At 72.9% G+C, this 26,513-nt stretch carries 21 protein-coding genes and 1 pseudogene; 15 read left to right on the plus strand and 7 right to left on the minus strand.

Features of this window, described 5'->3' with window-relative positions; genetic code table 11:
• The first annotated feature begins 81 nt into the window (after positions 1-81).
• From WME96_RS16335 to WME96_RS16345, 3 genes are all read left to right on the plus strand, one after another.
• Positions 82-666: a histidine phosphatase family protein gene (locus WME96_RS16335; RefSeq protein ID WP_437291038.1), complete on the plus strand. Its 585-nt coding sequence runs from the start codon at positions 82-84 to the stop codon at positions 664-666.
• Positions 667-890: 224 nt separating this feature from the next.
• Positions 891-1,733 (plus strand): cyclase family protein, encoded by an 843-nt coding sequence (locus tag WME96_RS16340; protein WP_437291039.1) that lies wholly within the window; start codon positions 891-893, stop codon positions 1,731-1,733.
• Between the two features lie 406 nt (positions 1,734-2,139).
• Positions 2,140-3,450 carry a glycoside hydrolase family 43 protein gene (locus tag WME96_RS16345; protein WP_437291040.1) on the plus strand — a complete coding sequence of 437 codons (1,311 nt, stop codon included), beginning with the start codon at positions 2,140-2,142 and terminating at the stop codon, positions 3,448-3,450.
• Between the two features lie 156 nt (positions 3,451-3,606).
• Here the strand turns inward: WME96_RS16345 and WME96_RS16350 are convergent, their stop codons facing one another.
• Positions 3,607-3,744 (minus strand): hypothetical protein, encoded by a 138-nt coding sequence (locus WME96_RS16350; protein WP_437291041.1) that lies wholly within the window; start codon positions 3,742-3,744, stop codon positions 3,607-3,609.
• A 143-nt stretch (positions 3,745-3,887) separates the two neighbouring features.
• Between WME96_RS16350 and WME96_RS16355 the strand changes: the two genes are divergently transcribed.
• Positions 3,888-4,385 carry a Uma2 family endonuclease gene (locus WME96_RS16355; RefSeq protein WP_437291042.1) on the plus strand — a complete coding sequence of 166 codons (498 nt, stop codon included), beginning with the start codon at positions 3,888-3,890 and terminating at the stop codon, positions 4,383-4,385.
• A gap of 101 nt (positions 4,386-4,486) precedes the next feature.
• Here WME96_RS16355 and WME96_RS16360 read toward each other — a convergent pair.
• A pseudogene (locus WME96_RS16360) lies at positions 4,487-4,735 on the minus strand (eCIS core domain-containing protein); the annotation flags it as partial.
• Positions 4,736-5,005: 270 nt separating this feature from the next.
• Between WME96_RS16360 and WME96_RS16365 the strand changes: the two are divergent.
• Together WME96_RS16365 and WME96_RS16370 are read left to right on the plus strand one after the other, a co-directional pair.
• Positions 5,006-5,491, plus strand: coding sequence for a hypothetical protein (locus WME96_RS16365; protein ID WP_437291043.1), 486 nt, complete (start codon positions 5,006-5,008; stop codon positions 5,489-5,491).
• Positions 5,425-5,946: a hypothetical protein gene (locus WME96_RS16370; protein ID WP_437291044.1), complete on the plus strand. Its 522-nt coding sequence runs from the start codon at positions 5,425-5,427 to the stop codon at positions 5,944-5,946. Before WME96_RS16365 ends, WME96_RS16370 begins: the two co-directional genes overlap by 67 nt.
• A 151-nt stretch (positions 5,947-6,097) precedes the next feature.
• On the opposite strand, the gene WME96_RS16375 is transcribed toward WME96_RS16370, so the two are convergent.
• Positions 6,098-7,537 (minus strand): PLP-dependent aminotransferase family protein, encoded by a 1,440-nt coding sequence (locus tag WME96_RS16375; protein ID WP_437291045.1) that lies wholly within the window; start codon positions 7,535-7,537, stop codon positions 6,098-6,100.
• A 3-nt stretch (positions 7,538-7,540) separates the two neighbouring features.
• Complete coding sequence (locus WME96_RS16380) at positions 7,541-8,128, minus strand: LysE family translocator (protein ID WP_437291046.1); 588 nt, start codon at positions 8,126-8,128, stop codon at positions 7,541-7,543.
• A gap of 184 nt (positions 8,129-8,312) precedes the next feature.
• Here WME96_RS16380 and WME96_RS16385 point away from each other — a divergent pair, with 184 nt between their 5' ends.
• Positions 8,313-9,053, plus strand: a complete 741-nt coding sequence (locus WME96_RS16385; RefSeq protein WP_437291047.1) for a hypothetical protein — start codon at positions 8,313-8,315, stop codon at positions 9,051-9,053.
• A 38-nt stretch (positions 9,054-9,091) separates the two neighbouring features.
• Here WME96_RS16385 and WME96_RS16390 read toward each other — a convergent pair whose 3' ends face one another.
• On the minus strand, positions 9,092-10,996 hold the full coding sequence (locus tag WME96_RS16390) for a M6 family metalloprotease domain-containing protein (RefSeq protein WP_437291048.1): 1,905 nt from the start codon (positions 10,994-10,996) through the stop codon (positions 9,092-9,094).
• Positions 10,997-11,289: 293 nt separating this feature from the next.
• On the opposite strand from WME96_RS16390, the gene WME96_RS16395 reads away from it, so the two are divergent.
• Together WME96_RS16395 and WME96_RS16400 are read left to right on the plus strand one after the other, a co-directional pair.
• The gene (locus tag WME96_RS16395) at positions 11,290-12,759 is read left to right on the plus strand and encodes a sigma 54-interacting transcriptional regulator (RefSeq protein WP_437291049.1); all 1,470 of its coding nucleotides are present in this window, start codon (positions 11,290-11,292) and stop codon (positions 12,757-12,759) included.
• Positions 12,756-16,145, plus strand: a complete 3,390-nt coding sequence (locus WME96_RS16400; protein WP_437291050.1) for a protein kinase domain-containing protein — start codon at positions 12,756-12,758, stop codon at positions 16,143-16,145. Before WME96_RS16395 ends, WME96_RS16400 begins: the two co-directional genes overlap by 4 nt.
• Positions 16,146-16,166: 21 nt before the next feature.
• On the opposite strand, the gene WME96_RS16405 is transcribed toward WME96_RS16400, so the two are convergent.
• Positions 16,167-17,132, minus strand: coding sequence for a hypothetical protein (locus tag WME96_RS16405; protein WP_437291051.1), 966 nt, complete (start codon positions 17,130-17,132; stop codon positions 16,167-16,169).
• A gap of 429 nt (positions 17,133-17,561) precedes the next feature.
• Between WME96_RS16405 and WME96_RS16410 the strand changes: the two genes are divergently transcribed.
• The 6 genes from WME96_RS16410 to WME96_RS16435 are packed head-to-tail and all read left to right on the plus strand — an operon-like array spanning position 17,562 to position 26,305.
• Positions 17,562-18,452 carry a hypothetical protein gene (locus WME96_RS16410; RefSeq protein ID WP_437291052.1) on the plus strand — a complete coding sequence of 297 codons (891 nt, stop codon included), beginning with the start codon at positions 17,562-17,564 and terminating at the stop codon, positions 18,450-18,452.
• Entirely contained in the window at positions 18,452-19,471 is a 1,020-nt protein-coding gene (locus WME96_RS16415) for a caspase family protein (protein ID WP_437291053.1), read from the plus strand. Before WME96_RS16410 ends, WME96_RS16415 begins: the two co-directional genes overlap by 1 nt.
• Before the next feature lie 16 nt (positions 19,472-19,487).
• Entirely contained in the window at positions 19,488-20,585 is a 1,098-nt protein-coding gene (locus tag WME96_RS16420; protein WP_437291054.1) for a hypothetical protein, read from the plus strand.
• Positions 20,582-21,478, plus strand: a complete 897-nt coding sequence (locus WME96_RS16425; RefSeq protein WP_437291055.1) for an AAA family ATPase — start codon at positions 20,582-20,584, stop codon at positions 21,476-21,478. Before WME96_RS16420 ends, WME96_RS16425 begins: the two co-directional genes overlap by 4 nt.
• Entirely contained in the window at positions 21,475-22,662 is a 1,188-nt protein-coding gene (locus tag WME96_RS16430; protein ID WP_437291056.1) for a VWA domain-containing protein, read from the plus strand. The genes WME96_RS16425 and WME96_RS16430 overlap by 4 nt, the downstream gene beginning before the upstream one ends.
• A 1-nt stretch (position 22,663) precedes the next feature.
• Positions 22,664-26,305 (plus strand): SUMF1/EgtB/PvdO family nonheme iron enzyme, encoded by a 3,642-nt coding sequence (locus tag WME96_RS16435; RefSeq protein WP_437291057.1) that lies wholly within the window; start codon positions 22,664-22,666, stop codon positions 26,303-26,305.
• A gap of 77 nt (positions 26,306-26,382) precedes the next feature.
• Here WME96_RS16435 and WME96_RS16440 read toward each other — a convergent pair whose 3' ends face one another.
• Positions 26,383-26,511, minus strand: a complete 129-nt coding sequence (locus tag WME96_RS16440; RefSeq protein ID WP_437291058.1) for a hypothetical protein — start codon at positions 26,509-26,511, stop codon at positions 26,383-26,385.
• Positions 26,512-26,513: the final 2 nt, after the last annotated feature.

A 26,513-nucleotide genomic window follows, 5' to 3' on the forward strand; every position in this document is an offset into this window, starting at 1 on the left:
ACTTCTCCGGTTCATCATCGATAGCTCTACATCCACTGTAAGCACTGCAATTCCCCTGGCCGAACCTCACGAGGACCGACGTTGACCGCGCGCATCATCCTGGTTCGACACGGCCGCTCCGGGCACGTCCACACCGGTTGGATCGACGCTGCCGGGTTCCAGCGCTGGCGCGACGCCTACGACGCCGCGGGCCTGGCGCCCGGGGAGACGCCGCCGCCCGCGCTCCGGGCCCTGGCGATGCAGGTGGGCGCGGTGGTCGCGAGCGATCTGCCGCGCGCCCGCGCCTCGGCCGAGCTGCTCGCCCCCGGCGCCGCGGTCGCCACGTCGCCGCTGCTGCGCGAGCTGGAGCAGCCCGCGCCGTCGCTGGGCAACGCGCGGGTGCCCCTGGCGGTCTGGGCGCTCGCGATCGGGCTCAGGAAGGCCCATGGAGCGCTCCGCGCCGAGGCGCCGCCCGCCGCGGCGCAGCGCCAGGCGGGCGACGCGGCCGAGTGGTTGATCGGGCTCGCGGCCCAGCGCGGCAGCGTGCTCGCGGTCACGCACGCCTGGCTCCGCGAGGTGCTGGCGCGGGCGCTTGTCGATCGCGGGTGGCGGCGCGTCCACGCGTCGGGGCGCTACGCTCACTGGAGCGCGTGGACGCTGCTGGACGGGCGTCAATCCGGATCGTAGTCATAGCTGCCCGCCGGGCCGACGCCGCCGACGCCGGTTTCCGTGGACGGGGCATCCCGCTTGGCCACCCTGATGGCGCGGGCGGACGCTTCGCGCGAGCGCGAGGACCCGCGCCCCGCGGTTCGAGGTGGCAGGCTCCCCGCCGGGGCGTAGCCTTGGCCCTCACACTCACACGACGCGGGGGCGCGGCGTCTGGGCCTCCGGTCGGGATCCGGGAGGGAACCATGACACGTGCGATGTTCTGGGCGCTGTTCACCGCAGGGATGCTCGCAATCGGCTGCGCCGCCGGCAATGACACCACGACGCCCAGGGCGCCCAGGGCGGCCTCGACCCAGGGCGGGGTGCGCCTGCCCGAGGGAGCGAGGCTCGTGGATCTCACGTACCCCTTCGACGACAGGACGATTTACTGGCCGACAGCCGCGACGGGCTTCGTGCTGAATCAGGTCCACCACGGCCCTACCGAGGCTGGCTTCTTCTACGCGTCGAACGACTTCTGCGCGCCGGAGCACGGCGGCACGCACCTCGACGCGCCCATCCATTTCGCGGAGGGCAAGAGCACCGCCGACGCCGTGCCGATCTCGCGCCTCGTCGCGCCGGCCGCCGTCATCGACGTGTCGGCAGCCGCCGCCCGGGATGCCGATTACCGCGTGACGAGGGCCGACATCGAGGCCTTCGAGCGGGAACACGGCGCCATCGCGCCCGGGACCGTCGTGCTGATCCGCACCGGATGGGGGAGCCGCTGGCCGGATCGGAAGCGCTACCTCGGCGACGACAGGCCCGGCGACGCGTCCAACCTGCACTTTCCCGGCATCGGCGAGGACGCCGCGCGCGCCCTCGTCGCGCGGAAGGTGGCCTCGGTCGGAATCGACACGGCGAGCATCGACCACGGGCCGTCGAAGGACTTCATCACGCACCGGGTGCTCCTCGGCGCCGACATCCCCGCCTTCGAGAACGTCGCCTCGCTCGACGCGCTGCCGGCGCGCGGCGCGCTGGTGCTCGCGCTTCCCATGAAGATCCGCGGCGGCTCGGGGGGCCCGCTCCGGATCATCGCCGTGCTCCCGCCGTAGCGCCGGCGCGGAGGCGTGAACGCGTCAAAGCTTCCTCCTGCCCTGCCTCTTGCCCTGCGCTGGACCAGGCGCTCCTGATCGACCGGCCCGCGGGTCCCCTCGAGTCCGGGGGAGGACAGCGCTGGCGAGGCCCCTGCGGAGCGCGGCGTCAGGACGGGCAGGCGCGGCCCGCGGTCAGCGCCGGCCCGCCCTACGAGCTCTCGTGGGACCGCTCACGCGGGCGCCGCAGCCGGCGCCGCTGCGCAACCCGTCGCGATCGAGGGCGCCGCGCGCCGCTCATTTTCTTTTGACATCGGCCGTGTGAACGTTCACATTCCGGTTTCCGGATCGGTTACTTGCCCCTTTGAGTGTGTGTTCCCGCCTCGGGCGGGCAAACACCGCAGATCCCCGACCGGCTAGGCCAAACATGAAGAGGCGAGGTCTCTCTTTTGGGGGAGCGCTGTATCTTGCGCTCGCCATCGGTGGGCTCTGGCTCACGGCTTGCGACTCCTCGGGTCAAGCTTCAAGCGGCACCGAGGGCGCCGGAGGAGCCGGTGGACAGGCTGAAGGAGCCGGTGGACAGGCCGGAGGTGGCGCCGCGACGACCGGCAGCACCAGCAGCATCAGCAGCAGCACCGCGACGACCGGCAGCACCGGCGGCACCGGCGGCGGAACGGTCGAGCCCGGGGAGGGCGGCGGCGGGACCGGCGGTGGCGGGGACGACACGCCACCCCCGACAGAGTTCGACAATCCCATCATCAAGTACGATGCGCCCGATCCGACGAGCGGTCCTGGAGACCAGATCTTTACCGCGGATGGCGCCGCCATGGTCTGGAACAACAAGGTCTACCTGTATACCGGCCATGACGAGCAGGTCGAAGGTGCGAGCGGATATCGCATGTTCGACTATCGGCTCTGGGCGTCGTCCGACATGGTCCGCTGGGAGAACAAGGGCGCGGTGATGCGCTACGATGTGTTCTCGTGGGCTCGCGGCGGCGACTCGACGGGCAACGCCAATGCGGGTCAGGTGGTCCACCGCGACGACAAGGACGGCAACCCGAAGTTCTACTTCTACGCGCCGGTGGAGGGCGGCCAGGCCGGTTACGGGATCTCGATCGGCGTCGCGGTCGCGGACAAGCCGGAAGGCCCGTTCCGAGACGCACGGGGAATCCCGCTCATCTTCCTGGACGACACCGAGGGCACGGCAGACCATTCGTGGCGAAACCTCGACCCCACGGTCCTCGTCGACGACGACGGCCGGGTCTACCTGTACTGGGGAAATGGGGTCCTGTACTGGGTCGAGCTCGAGCAGGACATGATCCACCTGAAGGGGGAGACCTACACGACCGACGGCAGCGGGAAGATGCAGAACCGCAGCCTCGGCAGCGCCCAGATCCACGTGCTCACGAACGTCCCCAGCTACACCGAGGCGCCGTTCCTCTCCAAGCGCGGCAGCCTCTATTACTTGACGTACGCCTCGGGGTTCCCGGAGACCATCTCCTACGCCACCAGCACGTCGCCGGAAGGGCCGTGGCAACATCGGGGCGTCATCCTGGACCGGGTGCCGAACAGCGACACAATCCACCAGTCGCTCTTCGACTTCAAGGGCGCCAGCTACCTCACGTACCACAACGCCGGGCTGCCGACCGGCGGTAGCTACCGGCGCTCGACCTGCGTGGATCGCGCCTACTTCAACGACGACGGGACCATCAAGAAGATCGTTCCGACGCACAAGTGATCGTTGCGAGCGCATCGCGTCGGATCCGGCGTTCCGGCTGTCCTGAGCGAGCGCGCCCTGCAGCACCGATGCCTGGATGGCGTCGCTCGGCCAGCTCGCCGGCAGGGCGCCGCTGCTGGCCAGGAGCACGCCGCCAAGCTGGCCCCGGCGGCGCGCTCAGCCGTCGATGCCCTTGGTCTGGTCGGGGCCCAGGATCTGGATGACGCCGCCCGACACGCACATCGGCTTGGCGGCCCGACCGGCGCGAGGCGGCCCTCGACCACGGAGCGACCGTTCCTGATACCCTGAGGTCATGGCGACAGTTGCGGCGCCCGACGCGCGCGAGCCTGCGAGGATCACGCTCGAGGCCTGGGCCGACCTCGACGAGGACGAGGCGGGGGAGCTCGTCGGCGGTCGGATCGAGGAGGAAGAGGCGCCGAGCGTCCTGCACGAGGCGGTTGGTCGCGTGGCTGATGCGCGTGCTCGGCGTGTGGGCGGCCCCGCGGGGCGGGCGCGTCTTCGGCTCCGAGCTCAAGCTCGGGATGAGAGCGCAGGACCGCGGCCGTAAACCGGATGTCTCGATGTACCTGCCGGGCGCGCAGCTCCCCGCGCGAGCGAGCCCGATGGCGACACGACCGCCCAGCGCCGTCATCGAGGTTATCTCGCCGCGACCGCGGGACGCGCGCCGCGATCGTATCGAGAAGCTGGGCGAGTACGCCAGGTTCGGCGTGCGCTACTACTGGATCCTGGATCCCCAGGTCCGCGGGCTGGAGATCTTCGAGCTCGGCCAGGATGGGCGGTATGCCGTCGCGCTCTCGGCCTCGGAGGGGGGCCACGTGGTGCCCGGCTGCGAGGGGTTGACGCTGGATCTCGACGCGCTCTGGAGAGAGCTGGATGAGCTGCCCGAGGACGAGGACGACGGCGGAGCCGGCACGGCGGCCGGCCGTTCTCCTTGAGGGGCGGGTCTCCGTCCGGCGGAAGCTCGGCCTCCAGCTCGAAATCCTGCACCACCGCCACGCCGTCGCCGAAGGGGTTGGCCACCCGCCCCCTCCCGCTGCTGCACCACGTGCGTGAGCTCGTGGTCGAGGAGCTCCTGGCCATAGCGCGTGTGCGGCTGGTAATGCTCCGGCGCGAAGTAGAGAGCAGCGCCGAGCGTGAAGGCGAGCGCCCCGATCGCGGTGGCCTCGGGGCCGACGTGGATCCGCACGTCGGAGAAGTCGGCTCCGAAATAGCGCGCTGTCGCTGGTGTTTTCCGGCTCCGCTCCTCGATCTTGGGACCACGTTGGCGTGGGGACCACGAGGCCAGAAGTCATCGAATGCGGGGCAGATCGCCAACACCGTACACATCGGCCGGGAACCATCTCTCTGCGTACGCGCGACGGCATTACGCGCAGCCGCACGATCGGTGTGCACAAAATCAGCCATTGCGGCGGATTTTACGCTGGCACCGTCCCTCGGTATCGATACGTTATGCCGCGTGAGCGCCCCGCCGCGACCGATCGGCGATCGGCACGATCGGCAGCTCGCGTGCACCAGACCCCTCTGGCCATGGCGTCTACCGCCGATAGAGCTCCGCATGCCGACGCTCGAGCACAATGGCATCGTCGAGATGTTCCGCGAGAATCCCGAGCTCGCACCCCATTTCATGGCGACTCTGTTCCATGTGGAGGTGCCGCCGCACACCTCCGCGGCGGTGGTCGAGTCCTCGCTCGATCAGCTCCTCCCGGTCGAGTACCGCGCCGATCTGGTGCTCGAGCTGCGCGACGCCGCCGGTGCGCTCGTGCTGGCGATCGTCGTCGAGGTTCAGCGCGAGGAGGATCGAGACAAGAAGTACTCCTGGCCGGTGTACGTCGCCGTCGTGCGCGCCAGGAAGCGCTGCGACACGGCCGTCCTCGTGGTCGCGACCGACCCGTCGTGGCCGCCTGGGCGGCGGAGGACATCGATCTCGGGCTGGGGCTCGGGCACGTCAAGCCGCTGGTGCTCGGTCCGACGGTCATGCCGGAGATCACCGATCCGGCCGAGGCGGAGAGAGAGGTCGAGCTCGCCGTGCTCGCGGCGGTGACGCACGGCAATGGCCCCAGCGGCATGGCCGTGGTGCTGGCGGCCGTCCACGCGCTGGCGCGGCTCCACCTGGACCATGCGGCGGTGTATTTTCAGATCATCTACGACGCGCTGCGCGAGCCCATGAGGCGGGCTCTGGAGGCACTGGTCATGGAGCGGCAGACCCAAGGCAAGGAGACGTTCCCCCCGTTCGCGCAGAAGATCTTCGAGCGCGGCATCAGCGAGGGCTTCCGTGACGGCGAGCGGAAGGGCTTCCACGACGGGGAACTCAAGGGGAAGCACGAGGGCGAGCTGAAGGGGAAGCGCGACGTGCTGTTCCGGCTCCTCGCGCGGGCGGGGATCGCGCTCTCGGACGAGCAGCGCGACCGCATCCTGGCGTGTGAGGACGGCGCCACCCTGGATCGGTGGGCGGAGAACGTGCTCGGGGCGAAGACCGCTGCCGACGTGCTCTCCTGAGCGAAGTCAGCATGCGTCGGGATGGCGGGTCGAGCGTGCTCCGGCGGCTCGCAACGAGCACCCGGCACCACCCCGGCGCCTGCGCGGCTGGCGTTCTCGTCACCTCGAGGCTGCCCGACGGCACGGCCCTGCGCCTCACCGGCCGCACCCGCTACACCCCAGCGCCCGCCCTCGCCATCGCGCCCCGCGCGCTCGCCACGGCCGCAAACCGCTCCGCCAGGTATTCCGCCACCCTCACATGCTGGCTGAACACCACGTTGAACCGTACATGCGGATCCGCCGCTCCATCCGCCATGAACGTCGCGCCGCGCGCCAGCAGGATCTTGTTCAGATAGGCATCCTTCACCAGCTCATCCACATCCACCCCGCGGGGCACTGCGCCCCATAAAAACAACCCCCCTTCACCCGGGTGATCCAGCAGCACCCCCGCCTCTCTCAGCCGCCGCCCCGCCGCATTCCGCGCCACCCCGAGCTTCTGCTGCAGCCGGTCGATGTGCTTCCTCCACCTGCCGGCCGACAGCACCTCCAGCAGCACGAGCTCGTTGAGCGCGCCGGTCGTCAGCACCGAGTAGATCTTCTCGCGCAGCAGCGGCTTCAGCCGCCCTGGCTCTGCCGCGATGTACCCCAGCCGCAGCGCCGGGCTCAGCGCCTTGCAGAAGCTCGAGTAATAGACCACCCCCTCCAACCCCGAGAGCTGCGCCAGCCGCGTCGGATGCCCGGGGTGGAAGTGACCGTGCACGTCGTCCTCGGCGATCAGAACTCCATACTTCTGCGCGATCATCAGCACGCGGTGCAGGTTCGCCGCGCTCGAGCCCCAGCCCGTCGGGTTGTGCAGCACGCTCTGGAGGAACATCAGCTTCGGCCGGTGCTCGCGGCACGCCGCTTCCAGCGCCCCCGGATCCACGCCGTCCGGCCTCCGCGCCACCGGCACGATGCGGCAACCCGCCTGCCGCAGACGCCCGAACATCAGGAAATACCCCGGGTTTTCCACCAGCACCGCGTCGCCCGGCTGAAGAAAGGCGCGGCAGATCAGGTCGATCGCCTGCGTCCCGCCCCACGTCGTGAGCAGCCGCCCCGCGTCGGCGGCGATGCCCTGCGCGCGCAGCAGCATCGCGATGCGCTCGCGCAGCTCGGGCAGCCCCTGCGGCGGGATGCGCGCCGCCATCCCGGCGTCGCTGCGGGCGAGCGCGCGCTGGAGCATCGCGGCGGGGATGGCGTCGCTCAGCCAGGTCGCCGGCAACGCGCCGCTGCTGGCCAGCAGCACACCGGCGCGCTGGTCGTTGGACTGCTGCGCCAGCCACACCGGCTCCTGCTCCTCGCCGGCCTCGAGCCACGCCTCGTCCGGCATGGCCGCGGCCGCCTCGCACACGAAGAACCCCGCCGTGCCGCGCGACTCGACCAGCCCGGCCGCGACCAGCCGATCGTAGGCCGCCACCACGGTGTTGGGGCTCACGCCGAGCTGGCCCGCGAGCTGGCGGATCGACGTCAGCCGCGCGCCCGGCGGCAACTGAGCGCCCTCGATCAGCGCGCGCAGCCGCGCCTCGATCTGGTCGGCCAACGGAACGGCGGAGTCGCGGTCGAGCGAGAACATGGGTCAGCGCAGGAACAGGAGCGCCAGCACCGCCAGCACGCCGGCCATCATGCCATTGAACAGCCGCTGCCGTCGCGGGTCGGTCAGAAGACGCCGGATCGCCACGCCGAACAGCGCCCACGCCGAGATGCACGGAAAGGTGATGACGAGGCCGATGGCCGACACGAGCAGCGCGCCGCTCACCACCGGCATGCCCGCCGGCATGAACACGGAGGCGAGCGTGACCGCCTTGACCCAGCTCTTCGGGTTGACGGCCTGGAACAGCGCCCCCTGCGCGAACGACAGCGGCCGCGGCACCTCGGCGCCTTTCGCCACGACGCCGCCGGTCAGCCTCCACGCCAGCACCAGCAGGTACAGCGCGCCGGTCACGCGCAGCACGCCGTGCAGCACCGGGTAGGCGGTGAACAGCGCGCCCAGGCCGAGGCACGTGACGAAGGTCTGGACCGCGCCGCCCACGCTGATGCCGAGGACATGCGGCAGCGAGCCGCGGTAGCCGAAGTTGGCGCCCGAGGCGGTGAGCATCATGTTGTTCGGCCCCGGGGTGCTGGACATCACGAAGCAATAGGTCGCCAGCGGCAGCAGCTCGGTCATGGTGGGAGGCTCCGGTCACGTAGAGCCCAGAACGTAGACAGGCGGCGCTCGCCGGTGAAGGCACAGGGGCCGCGTCCCACGGAAGCACTGTGTCAGCCGTGAGACCGGTACAGCGCAGATCCCGGCGCGTCCCTGCTACCCTCGGAGCCGCGCAGCCGGACGAGGCTCGGGGCGCGGAGGAGACATGACGGACGACGCAGCGGCGCGCGCGGCGGAGAAAGAGGCGTTCTTCCGGCCGGAGAACGAGCGCGAGGGCTCGCGCTGCGAGAGCTCGAGCCCCACGGGGAAGTACAGGCTCGTGGTGTCGAGCTTCTCGACCGGAAGCGGCACCTGGGACTATGCCCAGGGCGAGGTCTACCGGACCGGCGCTGCTGACCCGATCGCCGTCGTGCAGCGGAACTTCGGGTCGTTCCCGTTCCTCTTCGTCGAGGCGCACCCGAACGGCCACGACTACCTGGTGTGCGGCGAGGACTACCAGGGCCAGACGGTGGTGGAGCTCGACACCGGGAAGCGCCGCGACCACCTGCCGGACGAGGCGAGGGAAGGAGTCGGCTTCTGCTGGGTGGACATGCGCTTCGAGCCGTCGGCCGCGCTGCTCGTCGTCGAGGGGTGCATCTGGGCGTGCCCGTACGAATTCCGCTTCTTCGACTTCTCGGACCCGATGTCAGGATGGCCCGAGATTGACGCGGACACGGCGATCGACGCCGATCGGCGCCCGCCGGCGTTCCACGCCGACGGGACGATCATCTGCTGCCAGTCCGCGCCCGAGGGTGAGGCCAGAGGCGACGAGACCGAGACGCCGATCGCCGCGACCCGGACGTTCCGGCGCGAGGGCATGAAGCTCATCCTAGAGAGCGAGTGGATCTCCGAGGAGGAGCAGGCGAGGCGCAAGGCCCGCGAGGAAGGGCGGAAGCGAGGTCCTTGATGGCGAGCGACGCGGGGCCCGCGGGCGCATGACGTCGCTCAGTCGCAGCCCCCGACGCTCCACATCCCCGGCGCCTCCACGTGCAGCGTCACGACCTCGTCCTTGTCGACCCCCAGCCCCTCCAGCGCCCCGGTGGTGCGGTATCCCAGGAAGAGCTGCTCGTCCCCGAGGTCCACGACCTGCTTCTGCGCCCGGCCGTGAATCTCATGCTCCGCCACCGACGCGGTGATCTCGTTGCACCCGAACGGCACGTAGCTGACGTGAGCGAGCATGATCGGCCCGGCCTCGTTGAACCCCGTGATCGAGAGCCCCGTGAACATCCCGTCCCCGTCGTCGCTGCTCGGATCCGTGAACGGCGTGAACGTCCGCTCGCCCTCCAGGTTGTAGAGGTTCGCCACCGAGCTCGGCGCGCCCGGGTTGCTCGCCATGAAGGCGACCTTCCCTTTGCTCGCTGATCTCGCCTCGTCGATCCGGTAAATCCCCACGCCGCCGGACACGTCCCCGAACCCGATCCACTTCTGCAGCCCGCGGTCGTATCCCTCGTTCTGCCGGTTCTCCACCAGGAAGTACTGGTCCGGATCCGACGTCTCGATCTTGTAGATCGTCGGATCCACGCTCTGCCCGAAGAGCTCCGCGCCGGCCGACTGGACCACCGGGATGTCCTGCGCCGGCGCCCCCGGCTGGATCACGGTCGGCGCCAGGAACCCGGCCTTGAGCCGGCTCCACGCGCCCATCGCGACGGGCGTCGAGCCGGCGGGCGATCCGGTCGTCGTGCCCCAGCTCCCGCTCGCCATCACGCACCACGCCCCGACCGGGGTCGGGCCCTTGTAGAGATCCGGCAGGCCGATCGCCGAGTGCCCGAGCTCGTGGACGATGACGCCCACCGTGGCCGGCATCGTGGTGGGCACGCCGCGGATCTTGTGGACCTGCCGCTCGCCGATCACCGCGTACCCGGAGAGGGCCTTCCCATCGAGGGTGATCGGCTCGTCGAAGCCCGTCGCGTGCGCCCAGACGGAGGGGGTCTTGCTCGTGTTCGAGGTCTCGTAGCCGGCCACGACGAAGAGCACGTTGAGCTCGTCGCCGCGGACCTTGCCGTCGCTGTTGGCGTCGAACGAGGCGAAGTTGACGAACGGATTCGCCATCACCAGCGCCTCCTTCAGGTAGGGCTGGAGCAGCGCGAAGTCCTTCTTGCTGTTCGGGTGCGCGAACGGCAGCTTGATCCGGACGATGCCGTCGTTCGCCGTGCCGTGCGTCTCCCGCGCGCGGATGAACGAGAACTTCCCGCGCGACATGTCGGCGTAATAGTGGTTCACCGAGCCAGGGAGGCTCCCGTACAGGGTGTCCTTCCAGGTCGCGATGTCGGTCCCGAAGCTGCCGGTGAACGCCCCCGGCGCGGTGATCCCGCCGCCCTGCGTGAACTCCAGCAGGATCGTGAGCAGCGGGCGCCGCACGCCGGTGCTCGCGGGCGGGGCCGCGAACGACCGCGCGGCCGGAGAACGCGCGATCGCCGCCTCCCAGAGGTCGTCGAGCGCCTCCTCGTCGATGCGCGCGAGCAGCGCCGGATCCACGGGGCCGCCCAGCGCGCGGAGATCGCGGACCAGCACGCCCGAGGGGACGAGGGCAGGGGTGCCGCGCGCGTCCGAGCCGAGCTCGGCGACCTCGTAGTCGCCCGAGAGGTCGTTGAGCACCACGACCGTGCCGTCCCGCATCCGGAGGTAGTCGAAGTGCTCGTCGCCGATCACCTCGGCGTGGAACATCGCGCCGGTGGGGTCGAGCGGGATCTCGCGCAGCCCCGGCTCGGCGATCACCGCGGCCGCCGGGCGGCTCATGCAGACGGCGCTTGCCAGCGCGGCCAGCGCGACCAGCCCGAGCCTCGCCCCGCGCCGCGCTCCGACGATCGCCCGCTGCTCCACCGTGTCTGCGCCGCTGTCACGAGATGTCATGTCCGCATCCTCCTCGATCCGCGTTTCGTCGCGTTCGAGGGGGCACATCGCAACGCGTGTGCCGCGCCCGGACGGCGCGGATCGCCGCGTTTTCAGGCCGATTCCGGCGTCTCCCGCGAGCGCGTCGCCGCGCGACGACACCTCGCCGGGACACCCGTCACGCGCGCATGACGGCCGCTGTCACGGCGGCGTTACAGCCGATCCCACCGTGGATCCCAGGAGCTGCGCGCCCGCGGTCCGTGCTCCCGCGGGCGCGCCGGTTCCGGGTTGACGCGCACCCCCCCAGGGGCACCATGGCAATCATGGGCGAGGATCCAGGGGCGACCTGCACGCTCACGAGCTTCGATCAGGGCCGCGCCCTGCGGCTCCCGGCCGTCACCGTGACGGTCACCCTCCCGGACGGGCGCACGCTCGCCGCGCCGCTCGAGCTGCGCCCGCTCATCGTCGGCGCGGGCGCCGACTGCGACATGGTCCTCGCCGATCCCCGCGCCTCGCGGCGGCACTGCGAGCTCCGGATGACCGAGCGCGGCGTGCTCCTCCGCGACCTCGGCAGCAAGAACGGCACGCTGGTCCGCGAGATCCGCATCGTCGAGGCCCTCCTCCCGCCGGGCGTCCCCGCCACGGTCGGCAGCTCCGAGCTCGTCGTCGGCGCCGCGGGGCCGCCGTCGGTGCTGCCGCTCTCCGGCGCGGACGCGTTCGGCGACGCGGCGGGCCGGAGCCTGACCATGCGCGCGCTCTTCGCGAAGCTGGAGCGCGCGGCGCCGACGGACGAGACGCTGCTCCTGCTCGGCGAGTCCGGCACCGGCAAGGAGGTCCTGGCGCGCGCGATCCACGCCCGCAGCCGCCGCAAGGACGGCCCCTTCATCGTCGTGGACTGCGGCGCCGTCGCCCCGAACCTCGTCGAGAGCGAGCTCTTCGGCCACGTCCGGGGCGCGTTCACGGGCGCGGCGGCGGCGCGGCCGGGGCTGCTCGAGCAGGCGAGCGGGGGCACGCTCTTCATCGACGAGATCGGCGAGCTCCCGCTCGATCTCCAGCCGAAGCTCCTCCGCGCGATCGAGGGGCGGCAGATCCGGCGGCTCGGGTCGAACGAGTGGGTGCCCTTCGACGCGCGGATCGTGGCGGCCACGCACAGGAACCTGCGCGCGAAGGCCCAGGACGGCTCGTTCCGGGCCGATCTCTACTTCCGGCTCTCGGTCGTGGAGGTCCACGTCCCCGCGCTCCGGGAGCGCAAGGACGACATCCCGCTCCTGGTCGAGCGGTTCCTCGCCGCGCGCGAGCCGCCGCGCGCGCTCGCGGACCTGCCGCCGGGCGCGCTCGCCCTGCTGGAGGGCCACGACTGGCCGGGCAACGTGCGCGAGCTCCGGAACACCGTCGCGCGCCTCGTCCTCTTCCCCGAGCTGCTCCACGAGATCGTCGGCGCCGGGCCGCCGGCGCCGCGCGGGAGCGCCGGCCCGGAGCCCGCGAGCCCCGCTCCCTCCGGCGCATCCGGCGCATCCGGCGCATCCCCCTCCGGCGCCCTTCCCGCGGGCGCGTCGTCCGCCGGCGCGGAGCCCGCCGCCCCCGCGGACGCCCGCCTCCGCCGGCTCCTCGAGCTGCCGCTGCCAGAGGCGCGCGAGATGGTGCTCGAGGAGCTCGAGCGCGCCTACGTCACCGAGAAGCTCCGCCAGCACGGCGGCAACATCTCGCAGGCGGCCGACGCGATGGGCGTCTCCCGTCAGCTCGTCCACCGGCTGATCCAGCGCCACGGCCTGCGCGCCCGATGATCCCGCCCGCGGACGCCGACGCGCCCTGCGCCGCCGCCCCGCCGGGGCCGCGCCGCGGCCGCGACGACGCCACCCTCACCGGCCCGGTCACGCCCCCTGCGCCTCGCCCCGGCCTCGACGAAGCGGGCGACGCCCCCGCCGCCGCGCCCGAGGCCACCCCCGACCTCGGCCTCGGCGAGGGCTCCTCCGGCCCCGCCGCCGCGCCGGAGGAGCCCTCGCCGATCCCGCCCTCGCTCCACGCCCGCTTCGAGGACTTCCACCTCCTCGGCCGGGGCGGCATGGGCGTCGTCTACAGGGCCCGCGATCTCCGGCTCGGCCGGCGCGTGGCCATCAAGCTCGTCCTGGCGGGCGCGCACGTCGACGGGACCTTCCTGCGCGAGGCCCGCGCCCAGGCGCGGCTCCGTCACGAGAACGTCTGCGAGGTCCACGAGGCCGGCGTCGCCGATCGCGTGCCGTTCATCGTGATGCGCTACATCGAGGGCCGCTCCCTCCAGGAGGCCCGCGACGACCTCACGCTCGAGGAGAAGGTGCGCGTCGCCCGGACCATCGCCGCCGCGCTCCACGAGGCGCACCGGATCGGCCTCGTGCACCGCGACGTGAAGCCGAGCAACATCCTGCTGGAGCGCGGCGAGGACGGGTCGCACCGCCCCTACCTCATGGACTTCGGCATCGCGCGCGACGCCGGCGAGGGCGGCGCGACCCTCACGGGCGCCGTCCTCGGGACCCCCGCGTACATGGCCCCCGAGCAGGCGGCCGGCAGGGTGCGCGCGCTCGACCGGCGGACCGACGTCCACGGCCTGGGCGCGACCCTCTTCGCGCTGCTCGCCGGCCGCCCGCCGTTCGTGGGGGGCACGGTGATGGACGTCCTCCGCCAGGTGCTGGAGGCCGACGCGCCGCCGTTGCGGGCCCTGGACCGCGACATCCCGCAGGACCTCGAGGCGGTGGTGGCGCGCTGCCTGGAGAAGGAGCCCGGCGCCCGCTACGAGTCGGCGCGGGCGCTCGGGGAGGATCTGCAGCGCTTCCTCGACGGCGATCCCGTGCTCGCGCGGCGCGCCTCCCTCGCGCGCCGCCTCGCCCGGCACGCGCGGCGGCACCGGGCGGCGGTCGCGGGCGCGGCCGCGCTTGTCGTCGCGGCGCTCGTCGTCGCCGGCCTGTTCGTCCGGAGCCGGCGCGCCGCGGCGGAGCAGGCGACGCTCGCCCGCGAGCTCGGCGAGACCGTGAAGGAGATGGAGCTCTTCCTCCGCGGCGCCCACGGGATGCCGCTCCACGACGTCGAGCGCGAGCGCGACGTGGTCCGCGCCCGGCTGAGGGCCGTGGAGGCCCGGCTGGCGACCGCGGGCGCGCTCGGCCGCGGCCCCGGGGAGTACGCGCTCGGCCGCGGCCTGCTCGCGCTCCAGGAGCCGCGCGCCGCGCTCGACCACCTCCGGGAGGCCGAGCGGGCGGGTTACCGATCGCCGGGGCTCGACTACGCCGCCGGCGCGGCGCTCTCGGAGCTCTACCGCCGCGGCCTGGAGGAGGCCCGCCGTGTCCGGGACAAGGCGCAGCGCGAGGCCCGGATCGCGGCGCTAGAGGCGGAGTACAGGGCCCCGGCGGCCGCGCACCTCCGCGCGGCGCTCGCCGGCGCCGGCGAGGGGCCCGCGGCGATCGAGGCGCCCGCGTACGTCGAGGGGCTGCTCGCGCTGGCCGAGGGCAGGCACGAGGAGGCGCTGGAGAAGGCCCGGGCCGCGTTCGCGGGGGCGCCGTGGCTGTACGAGGCGAAGAAGCTCGAGGGCGACGTGCTCTTCGCGATGGGGAGCCGCCACCGCCACGACGCCGTCGCCTTCGATTTCGAGAAGATGAAGGCCCACTTCGATCCCGCCGCCGAGGCGTACAGGATCGCCGCGGACCACGGCCGCTCCGACCCGGCGGTGCACTCCGGCGCGTGCGAGCTCTGGGCGCAGACGATGAACGCCGCCGGGAAGCGCCGCGACCCGATGCGCCCGAGCTTCGAGCGGGCGCGCGAGGCGTGCGGGCGGGCGCTCGCGGCGAGCCCGCGCAGCCCCGAGGCGCGCGTGAAGCTGGCCTGGGTCCACAGCGCGTTCGCCTGGTGGGTCGCGAGCAGGATGCCCCCGGGCGAGGACGCCGGGGCGGCGCTCCGCGAGGCGACCGCGCGCGCCGAGGAGGCGCTCGCCGCGAGCCCGGACGACGCCATGGCGCGGTACGTGGCCGCCGCCGTCTTCCGGGCGCGCGCGTACCACGCGGACCTCACCGGCCGCGAGCAGGGCGAGGCCCTCGCGCGCGCCATCGAGGGCTACGAGGCCGCGCTCCAGCGCGAGCCCGACCTCGCCTGGGCCCTCCACGAGCTCTGCGGCGTCCTCGCCGAGCGCGGCCGCTACGAGTCCCTGCGCGGCCTCGACCCGACGGGCTCCCTGGGGCGCGCCCGGGCGCGCTGCGACGACGTCCTCGCGCTCGATCCAGGCTTCGCCAGCGCGCGCACCTCCCGGCTGATCACCGGCGTCTACGAGGCCGAGCACCTCGCCCGCGCCGGCCGCTCTCCCGAGGAGGTCGTCGAGCGCACGCGCGCGGTGATCGAGGCCATGCGCCAGAAGGATCCATCGTGGACCGGGGCTCCGACCTGGCGGCTCTGGCTGGATCACGCGCTGGCGCTGTACGCGCTCGACGCCGGCGCCGATCCCGGCCCGGCGTTCGCGCGGGTGCAGGCGAGCGCGCGGGAGATGGCGCCGGGCGCGGCCGGCTATCCGGAGTCGCTGCGGGCGATGCTGGCGATGCTCGAGGCGCGCGTGCGGATGGCGGGGGGCGAGGATCCGGCGCCCGCGATCCAGGTCGTGCGCGAGACGCTCGATCGCCGCCTGGTCGAGGCGCCCTGGGACGTGTGGGACCGGGTGCAGCGCGCCGAGGCGGAGCTCCTCGCGTTCCGGTGGGGCGCGCAGCGGGGCCGTCCGGACGCGGCGCGGCTCGACGCGGCGCTCGTCCCGCTCCGCCCGCTGCTGCTCGGCGAGCCGCTCGCCGATCCGGCGCTGTACGCGGTGCTGGCGGAGATCCACGAGGCCCGCGCGGCGCTCCGGAGGGCGGGCCGCGGGCACGACGCCGCGGGGGGCCGCGGGCAGGACGCGGCCGACGACATCGCCGAGGGGCTCCGGCACGCGGGCGCGGCGCTCGGGCTGAACCCGCGCCACGACCGGGCGCTCGCCGCGCAGGGCGCGCTCTTTCGCCTGCGCGCCGTGGCGGCGCCCGACGCGGCCGCCCGGCGGGAGGCCACGCTGCGCGAGGTGGCGGCCCTCGAGGCGGCGATCCGCGCGAACCCGCTGCGCGCCCGGACGCTGGGCGCGCGCCTCGCCGAGGCGCGGCGGCTCACGGGCGAGGCGCCGGCCCGCGCCGCGCCCTGAGCCGCGCGGGAGCGCCGGGGCTCACTGGGGTATGGGCGTCGGGGGCGGCGGAGGCGGCGGAGGCGGCGGCGGTGTGGGGGGAGTCGGAGGCGTCGGGGCCGTGGGAGGGGGCACGCACCACTCGGGCTTGGGCTCCTTCAGCCACGTCATCGTGCACGCCTTGTGATTGCATTTGTAATGACCGTTCTCCGCCGGTCCCACGCGCACACAATCCGCGTTCAGCTCCAGGAGCCCCTTGTAATTAAGGCCGCAGCTACCTTTCTCGTAGCAGTACCGCTGCTCCAGCGCGGCCTCGGGATCCATCCCGCACCGGGACATGAACGAGCGCGTGGCGTAGACATCGACGGCGGCGCCGGACGCGGCGTCCGCGCACCAGACCGCCTCGGGGTAGATGAACGGGTCGTGATCGCCCTCGTCGTCCTCGACGTTGAGGCCCGTGAGCAGGACGTTGACGCCGTCGGTCTTGTCGTTGACGAACGCGATCACGCACTCCAGCACGTTGTCCTTCACGTGGTCGGCGAGGCCCTCCTTGATCCAGCCCGACGCGTCTTTCACCATGCCCAGCCCCTTGTAGAGCGTCCCGTTGTGGGTCACGGCGGTGCCGCTCGCGAGGGCACAGCGGACCGCATGGTCGAAGACCTCGTGGCCGGGCACCTCCGCGCCGTCGCCGTCGCCGCCGCCGCCTGCGCCCCCGCCGCCCACGCCCTCGCCGTCCGGGCCGTCGAGGAGCCCGGTGGCGAGGACCACCGGGCTGATGGTGCCGTCAGCCTGCAGCAGCGGGCGTCCCAGCGCGCGGACCAGCGGCTCCTTCCATGTGTGCCACGCGCGCTTCGGGGTGCCGTTGGTGTCCTCCGATCCAGGCTTGCCCGCCATCGCCCTGAGCCCCGGCCCGGCGAGCTCGCCCTCGATCTGCGACGCCGGCCCGCACGCCGCCGGGAGGAGCCCGACCGCCATCATCATCCCGAGCGCAAAGACAGAGCGCTTCATTGCGATCTCCTCATCCAGAGAGTTTCAAGCCGCCGTTCCGGCGCGTTCGCCGGCCAAGAATGCAAGGGGTCAATGCTCGCCGCCCCGCGCGCCGAGGTAAAGAGCATCCGCCGTGCCACGCCCGCGAAAGGCGCGACAACGGCGGATCGCCCGCGCCCGTCCCGTCGAAGCGGTACGGCGGCGTAACGGCGGCGCGACAGGTGACCGGCGCGCGGACAGCGGCTGTCACGCTGCGGTGACAGCGCGCCCGGAGGGCGGGGCCCCCGTCCTCACCTGGCACATGCAACCGCACGCCGGTGAGCGCGCCGAGGGTGGCAGATGGACGGAGGCCCGCGTACTTGACTGGACCGGTTCGCGTGTGGTCCAAACGGTGGGGGATCCCCGATGATCGCGCGCTCCGGGCGCGCCGCGGGACGAAGGGGTGGATTCATGGGCGAAGAGCAACGCTGGTTCGACGACCTCCCGGTGATCGGCCGCCTGCCCCCCGAGCAGCGCGCCGCGGCGCTCCGCGCGCTCGATCCGCCGGCGGAAGCCGAGGTGAAGGCGCAAACGAAGGGGTTCTTCGCGTCCGTGCCCGACCCGTGGGAGCACACGTCGCACGCGTTCGGCTTCCTCCCGCCGGCCGCCGCTGGCTCGGGCCTCGTCGACGTGCAGCCCGCGAGCCAGATCAAGGCCGATCCCGCGCTCCAGAACGCGCGCATCGCCGTCAGGCTCGACCGCCTGCGCGTCGCCGCGTACCCGGGCCGCGGCGTGCACCGGATCCTCTTCGATTTCTACGCCAGGAACCAGCGAGAGGGCGGGGAAGACGACCTGCACTTCAACATGGTCCTCCGGGCGCAGCAGGGGCAAAGCGCCGCCGTGGTCGGCTACCCCATCTTCCTCGGGCTGGGCGTCGGCGCCGGCGGGGTGGGCTTCCGCTGCCACACGGTCAACGTCAAGAACGAGCAGGACGAGGCGCTCCTCGGCGTCCTCGAGTCGGACTCCATGCGGCGGGGGCTTCAGCTCCTCTCCACCGTACAGCCCGCGCTGGCGCCGCTCTCGACGATGGCCGTGGGGATCACCCGCGCGCTGGCCGGTCGCCATCGCAACGTCTCGGTCCAGGATTTCTACCTGGGGCTCGATTTCGGCGGCTCGGCGACCGGCGCGCGGCTCCGCGAAGGCACCTATTTCGCGGTCCAGGCGCCCGAGGAGATCACCGCGTCGTGCTGGCAGCAGTGGGCCTACAACGCGCAGGGCCAGCACCTCGTGGCGCGCGACAACCCGGCGGTCCCCATCGCCCATAACTACATCGCGTTCAGCGTCTCCCGGTATCCGGCTTGATGAGCGCCGCCTTCTCGAGCGGGTACGCGTTGCTCGTGGGCGTCGGCGGCGACCTCCCCGTCACGGCCAGGGACGCCGAGGACCTGGCCGCGCTGCTGCGCGACCCTGCGCGCGCCGGTTACCCGGACGACCAGGTCGACGTGCTCACGGGCCCGCAGGCCACACGGACGGGGATCCTGGCGGCCCTGGACCTGCTGGCCCAGCGCACCCTGGGCGATCCCGAGGCGACCGCCATCATCTACTACTCGGGGCACGGCGGTCGCTTCGGGCCTACCGCGGAGATGGCGAGATACTACCTCTTGCCCCACGGCTGGGACGAGGCGCGGCGCGATGAGACCGGTGTCTCGGGCGACGAGCTCACCGCGCGCATCCGCGCGGTCCCCGCGAAGCGGCTGCTCGTGCTGCTCGACTGCTGCCACGCCGCCGGCCTCCCGAGGCCCAAGGACGGCGCGAGCGTCGCGGCGTTCGCGAAGTCCGGCCTGCCGGAGATCGACGGGCTCCGGAGCGGCGCGGGGCAGATGGTCCTGACCTCGTGTCGCGGAGACGAGAAGTCGTACATCCGGCAAGGCGCCTCGAACAGCGTGTTCACCGCGTGCCTCCTCGAGGCGCTCCAGGGCAGCGCGCCCTCGTACCTCGGCTTCGCGTGGGCGCTCGACGTCATAAGCTACCTCCTGCGCGAGGTCCCGGGCCGCGCGCCCGCGTCGCAGCACCCCGTCCTGAGCTGGGTCGACAGGACCGAGAGCTTCACGCTGTGCCGGGTGCCTGCGGCGAAGGGCGCGGCCGCGCCGGCGCCGGCGGCCGGGTGGAGGCGCAAGCGCGTCCAGCTGGAGATCGACAGCCTCATGCCCGCCTTCGAGCTCCGGCGTACCCTGATCGGCCGGCTGCGGACCGCCCGCGCGCTCTCCACCGATCCCGCGGAGCAGCTCCGGATCGAGCGCCAGATCGACGACGCCGAGCGCGCGGCGGAGTCCGATACCCAGCGGCTCGATCGTCTCCACGCAGAGCTCGGCGACGCCTAGCGGAGCGAGGGCAGGGGTGATCGAGGCGCTGCTCCAGTCCACCATCGACAGGATCTTCGACGTCCTGAAGCGGCTGCGGAGCGAGCACGTGACCGCGCGCCCGGAGCAGCAGCTCGCCCTGGAGCGCCGTATCCAGGAGCTCGAGGGCACCGTCTCCGAGCTCGGGGAGCTGCACGACGGGCTCGACGCCCTGCTCGCCTGCTGCCTGGACCGCGAGGACCACGTCCGCGATCTGCTCACGAGGGAAGTGCGCCTCCGCGCGGCCCACGCCGAGAACACCGACGAGGCGTCGCGGCTCCAGTACGAAGGGCAGATCGCGGAGCTGAGGTCCCAGCGCGACGGTGTCGCGCGGGAGCAGTTCGCGCGGGTGATCCGCGCGCTCGACTTCGCGCGGCAGCGATCCGAGTTCAAGCGGCGCCTGGACGCGCACCGGCTCGCGTCGGTCCTCATCCAGGGCGACTCCGAGCACGGCCTGTACTGGCTCTCTCACCGCCTCCGCGACCTCGTGCGCCCCGGAAAGCCGATGATCCTGCGGCACTCGTTCCGCGCGGCCGCCGTGGATCACTCGCTGGACGGCCTGCTCGCGGGGCTCAGGCGCCAGCTCCGGCCGAAGGTCCAGGACGCCGATCTCACCCGCTGCGTGGTCGACGAGATCTGCAGGCTCTGGCCGCAGCAGAGCGTCGTCCTCGTCCTCGACAACGTCGATCTGCTCGGCCCTGCGGGCCTCACCGCGCTGCTGGACGGCCTCTGGTCGCCGCTCATCGACGCCGCGGAGGCTCGCGCGCGGCCTCCGGGCAAGACGTGCATCGCCGCCTTCCTCCTCGTCCACACGAGCGTTCCGGGCGCTCCTCCCGCGCCCGCGCGGCAGGACGACTCCCCCCGCAGGCCGCTCCGGATGGATCTCCCGTGCTTCGACGTGAGGGTCCTGGAGGAGTGGATCAACGCGCACATCGCCGGGGGCGTGCCGCCCCACCTGAACGATCCCGACCTGCTGTTCGACATCCTCGAGGAATGCAGCGGCGTGCCGTGCGACGTCGTGGACGAGCTCTGTCAGCGGTGGCCCTACGATTGGTATCGCCAGAGCGATCTTCAGAAAGAGTGGTTTCAGCCATGAGCCAGCCCAGACGATCCTATGAGGGACGCGAGCCCGCGCCGGGCGGAGGCCTCGGCGTTCGGCCCTACATCCCCAGCCCGGAGCTCGTGGAGGCGGTGCGCATCGCCCAGCTCCTCGAGCGCCCGCTCCTGCTCAAGGGCGAGCCCGGCTGCGGCAAGACGCGGCTCGCGGGCGCGATCGCCGCGGAGCTCGGGCTGCCTTATTTCGAGTGGCACGTGAAATCCACGAGCCGCGCGCGCGACGGCCTGTACACCTACGACGCCGTGGGGCGCCTCCGCGACGCCCAGCTCGTCGCTGCCCGCCTCGTCGAGCCGCGCGACGACCGCAGCTACGTCCGCCTCGGCCCGCTGGGCCAGGCGTTCGTCGCCGAGCAGCCGGCCGTGGTGCTCATCGACGAGATCGACAAGGCCGACATCGATTTCCCCAATGACCTGCTCGTCGAGCTGGACGAACGGCGGTTCCGGATCGACGAGATCGACGAGACGAAGATCGCGAAGCACGCCCCGCTCGTGGTCATCACCAGCAACGACGAGCGCGACCTGCCGGACGCGTTCCTGCGGCGCTGCGTCTTCCACTACCTCGAGTTCCCCGGAGAGCAGCAGCTCTTGACGATCGTCCGGGCCCATTTCCCCGCGCTGAAGCAGGACCTCCTCGACGCCGCGATCCGGCGGTTTCGCGAGCTCCGCGCGAGGATGGCGGCGGAGAAGGGCGAGGGCGGCAAGCGCGTCGGCACGAGCGAGCTGCTCGACTGGGTGCGCGTGCTCGCGGCCCGCCCGGAGGACGAAGCGCTGCGCCTGCTGGCGGGGGCGCTGCCGTTCCCCGGCGTCCTCCTCAAGAGCTGGGACGATCACGCGCGCTTCGCGAAGCGCGCGGCCGACGAGGGCGCGCGGTGAGCGGCGGGGCGACGCCCGGGCCCGCGCCGCCGCTCGCCGCGGAGGAGCTGCCCCTGTTCGAGCTTTTCCAGGACCTGCGCGAGGCAGGGCTCTCGCTCGGCACCCGCGACTACCTGGAGCTCCTGCGGGCCCTGCGGATGGGCGAGGGGCTCGACGACACGCGGGCGCTCTTGCGCCTGTGCCAGCTCCTCTGGACGGGGACGCGCGAGGAGTCCCGGTTGCTGGAGCGCCTCTTCGATCGCACCGTCGAGGCGGCCGCCCGCCGCATGCGACCGGCGCCGGAGCCAGCCGCCGTCGCGCCCGAGCCCGCGCCGCCGCCGCCCGCGTCGGCAGCAGGCTCCCCCGCTGCGCCGCCGCCGGCCGCGGCGCCTGCTGTCGGCGCCGCGCCCGCCGCGCCCGCCGCGACCGAGGCGCGCCCGCCGCCGCGCGGCCGCGCGCTGGAGCTGGCGCTGGCGATGCTCCGCGGCGCGCCGGGCGAGGTCGAGCCGACCGCCCTGCGCCGCGCGCTGCCGGACGAGTACCTGCCCGTGAGCCCCCGGCAGATGCGGCAAGCGTGGCGCCGCCTGCGCCGCATGGAGCGCCGGGGCCCTCGCACCGAGCCCGACGTCGACGCCACGCTCGCGCAGATCGCGCGCGACGGCGTGTTCCTCGGCCCCGCGCTCGTGGCGCGTCGGACCAACGTGGAGCGCCTCCTCCTGCTCGTGGATCGGCACGGGTCCATGACGCCCTTCCAGGTGCTGACGCGGCGCCTCGTGGAGACCGCGCGCCGGGGCGGCCGCCTCGCGCACGTGGGCGTGTGGTACTTCGACAACACGCCGCTCGAGCTCGACGCAGGGCTCGCCGTCCACCGCGAGGGCGCCGGGGGCGAGCTCGTGCTCCTGCGGGACGTCCTCTCCGCCGGCCCGCGCGCCGTCACCGGTGCGCTCGTCGTCAGCGACGCCGGCGCCGCGCGCCGCGCGTACTCCACCGAGCGCATCGAGGCGACCGGCCGCTTCCTCGGCGAGCTCCGCGCCCAGCTCCGGCGGGTCGCCTGGATCAACCCCGTCCCGCGCCATCGATGGCCGGGCACCAGCGCGCAGGCCGTCCGCGCGGTTATCCCCATGTTCGAGGCCGATCGCGCCGGCCTCGACGCGGCGCTCCGCGTGCTGCGCGGCCGGCGCCCCCATCCGCACGGAGGCCCCTGAGGTGCAGCCCGAGCCTCGCCGCCGGGTCCGCCCGGACCGCGTCTCGCGGCTCCTCGACGCGTTCCGCGCGCGCTTCGGCCCCGCGCACGAGCTCTTCGCCTGCCATGCCGCCTTCCCCGCGGCGCTGACCCCGGAGCTCGCCTACCAGCTCTGGGCGGCGTTCCGCGCCGACGTCCGGGGCCAGCCGCTCGGGGTGCCGTGGATCGCGGTCGCCGATCTCCTCCTGTCCTCGCTCTGCGCGGAGATCGGCGAGGAGCTCTACGAGATGGCCCCCGACGTCCGCGCCGCCCTGCGCCGCCGGCTTGTCGAGGAGCCCCGCTTGGGCCCGCAGCGCGTGCAGGAGCTCTCGGGGTTCCTGATCGATGCGGCGGCGGCGGCGCTGTACGCGGAGGATGCCTACGACCGGACCCTCGCCCAGACGCAGCGCCTCACGGCGCTGGCGTACGGCGCGCCCGAACGGACCGCGGCGCTGCTCGTGGGCATGCTGGCGGAGCTCGGCGCGGACGATCTCGCGTCGTGGATCCGCATGGCCTCGCTGATCGAGGGCCTGGCCGAGCCGCTGGCGCAGTTTCCAGCGTTGCTGCAATTTGCGCAGGCCATGGCGGCGTGGGGCCGCGGGGAGCCGCGGCCGCTGGCGGCGTTCGTGGCGGAGCATGGCCCTGCGACCGAGGTGGCGGGCGTGCGCCTGGCGGTGCCGGTGCCGGTCGAGGCGATCGCGGAGCGCGTTGACCGCGGCCCGGAGACGGTCCTGCCGGGCGCCCCGGGGCCGGCGCCCGCCGCGTCGCCGAGGGGGCTGCGGGTGCTGGTCGCAGGCGCGGGGAGCTTTCCGAGCCTGTCGCTCGACGACGTGACGACCTGGGCCGCCGAGGCGCTCGGTGAGGCGCTCGCCGACGCGGGCCATGGGCTGCTGACGGGCGGCTACCCCGGCGTGGATGAGGTCACGGCGCGCGCGTTCACCGCGCAGGTCGAGCGCCTCGGGCGCCCAATCGAGGGGCACCTGGAGCAGGTGGTCCGCCGCGGCATGCAGCCTGTCTTCCGGGGGGGGCGCGTCATCGAGGTCGCGGCCTCGCCGCGCGAGGGGTGGACAGAAGAGGTGCTCCGCCGCTGCGACGCGCTGGTCATCGTCAGGGGCGCCGAGCTCGTGGCGGCGCTCGCGACCGCCGCGAAGGAGCGCGGCAAGCCGGTGATTCCGCTGCCATGGACAGGCGGCGTCTCGCAACGGATCGCTGAAGCCCTGCGGGCGCGCCCTCCGGGCCCGGATGCGCCCGTGGCGACACAGGCGCGCGCGCTCCGGCTGCTGGAGAGGGGGCCTCGGTTCAAGTCGGACACGCGCTCGCTGGTGGATCGTGTGATGGCCGTGCTGGCGCTGCACAATCCCGCGGCGAGATCGAATTACAATCTCCTCGCGTCCGGCATGGCGAGTCTCGTGGGGGCTCTGCAGGTGCAGGTCTACGCATCGCTCCCGATCGAGTCGTATCGGGCCCACACGCCGCGCGCGATCGAGTTGTTGATCGACGAGCTCCTCAGGGCGACCGGCGCGCATGCCGTGTCGACTGCGGCGCCCACGGCTCCAGCGTCAGTGTTCCAGGAGGCGCTCCAAGTAGAGCTCCAGCGGATCGAGGCGACCCTGCCGGCCATGGCACCCTGGCTGGTCGAGGATTGGCTGACGCTCCATGGCGCGGAGGGCTGGTCCCCCCGGGAAAGGGTGCTCGCCCTGCTCACGCCGCTGCTCGCGCGGCACGCGCAGCCGCTCGCCCGCGGGGCGATCGGCCGCGCCTTCGACGACGGCGTGGGCGCCACGGCCTCCGTCCCCGAGCTGGACCCCGCGTATCTCGCCTGGATCCAGGCGACGCGGCACGTCCTCGGGTCCGACGAATATCAGCGGTGGGTCCAGGACATCGCCGTTCGCTGGGCAGAGGCGTGCCTGGCAGCGCCGTCGCCGATGGAAGGCGACCGCATCGCCCTGGGCATCGAGCGCGCCCTCCGGGCCGCCGAGCTCGCGCCGCGGCTGGACCTGGTGCTCCCGCTCCTCGCCGCCGATCACGCGGCCGTGCGCGTCGCGGGCTACCTCGTCTGCCGCGCGTACCGTCTCCCCGTCGCCGCCGAGGCGCTGGACGCGTGCCTGCAGCGGGAGCGACTGGAGATGGAGGGCGCTGCGACAGCGCTCCGGCAGCTCCTCGCGTGCTACGAGACGCTGCCCGGGCTCGACCAGGGCGCGGCGGCGCGACGTGCGGTGGCAGGGCTCGTGCTGACGGCGCGGCTGCTCGACACGCAGGAGCGCTCGGACGCAAACCGTGGCTGTCGAAAGCGCGTCTTCGCGCTGATGGAGGGCCGGTTCAAGGCGGCATGGACGCTGCTCGACCGCATCGAGGCGAGCGCGAGGCGCTACGAGGAGCTCCGGCGCACGACGCCCGCTGGCGCCGAGCGGACGGCGCAGCTCGACGGCCTGGTCTACGAGCTCTGCGAGACGCTGAGGAGCGCGGCGCTCACGCCAGCGGAGCTCTCGGAGAGGTTCAACGCCGGCGGGGATGGGGACAGGATCGTCGCGCTCGCGGGCGTGTTTGTCGACCCGGGCGTGTTCGTCGACCCGGATCCCGCCTGCTTCGATCTGGTGATGCGGGGCATCGTCCGGGCATCCTCCGATTTCGAGCAGTTCTGGGCGATGCAGGCCGCCGAGGCGATGCTCTCGGCGCTGGACGGCGCCTCGCTCGGGGCGCTTCGCGCGGCCCTGGAGCAGGAGATGAGCGGCGCGCCCGGGACGCGGATGAAGGAAACCAGCGTCTCCCGGCGCTCGCTGGCGCACGAGCTCCTGCGGCGCATCCAGGAGATGCTCGGAGCGGGACAGGGCGGGCTGGCGATCTCGACCAGGGAGTCCGCGCGGCGCCTGACGCTCGACATGGTGTTCATCCCACCGGGGCGGTTCTTGATGGGCAGCGAGGCGAAGGAGCCCGGCGCGCTCGACGACCAGCACCCGCGCCATGCGGTGGTGATCGCGGCGTTCGAGATGGCGCGGGTGCCGGTGACCCAGCGGCAGTACCGGGAGGTGACGGGAAAGAGCCCGAGCACGATAGAGGGCGATGAGCTGCCCGTGATCGACGTGAGCTGGGAGGACGCGATCCGCTTCTGCAACGCCCTCTCCGAGCGGGATGGCTTGACGCCGGCATACCGGGTCGAGGGCGGCGAGGTCCAGTGGGATCGTGGCGCTGACGGCTACCGCCTGCCCACGGAGGCCGAGTGGGAGTACGCGGCCCGGGGCCACGACGGCCGGGCCTATCCCTGGGGCAACGCGCTTCCCTATGACCAGCTCTGCTGGGACGGGCACGACGACGAGCTCGGGCGCGGCAAGCGCGCCGGCCCGAGCGCCGTCGGAATGCATCCGAGCGGCGCTTCGCCGTTCGGCCTCCTGGACATGGCAGGCAATGTCCAGGAGTGGTGCTGGGATCGCTACGGTCCGTACCGAAAGACGACGGAGCCTGACGTCGACCCGACAGGCCCGGCAGAAGGGGAAGCCCGCGTGCTGCGCGGGGGATCGTGGCGCAGCGTGCGCCCTGCGCATGTGCGCGCGGCCGACCGCGCCCGCCATGAGCCATCGTGGCGTGACAGCCGCGTCGGCTTCCGCTGCGCGCGTGGACCCATCGAGTGAACGCAGGTCTCGGGCGGCAGGAGCGAGCGCGCGTCTGGCCTGTATGCCTCAGCCCCGTCCCCGGGCGGGCGCTTCGTTCACCGGTTGCCGTGCCGGAAGAGTCGATAGGCCTCGATCCACTCGAAGCCGCCTGGCGGAGGCTTCGGCAGCGATAGATCCAGGACCCGGATGCGCTGCACACGCGCGCCGCGCTTGCATGTGGCCATGA

Origin of the sequence: Sorangium sp. So ce406, assembly GCF_051474675.1 — a bacterium.
In the GTDB taxonomy this organism is placed as follows: Bacteria; Myxococcota_A; Polyangia; order Polyangiales; family Polyangiaceae; genus Sorangium; species Sorangium cellulosum_G.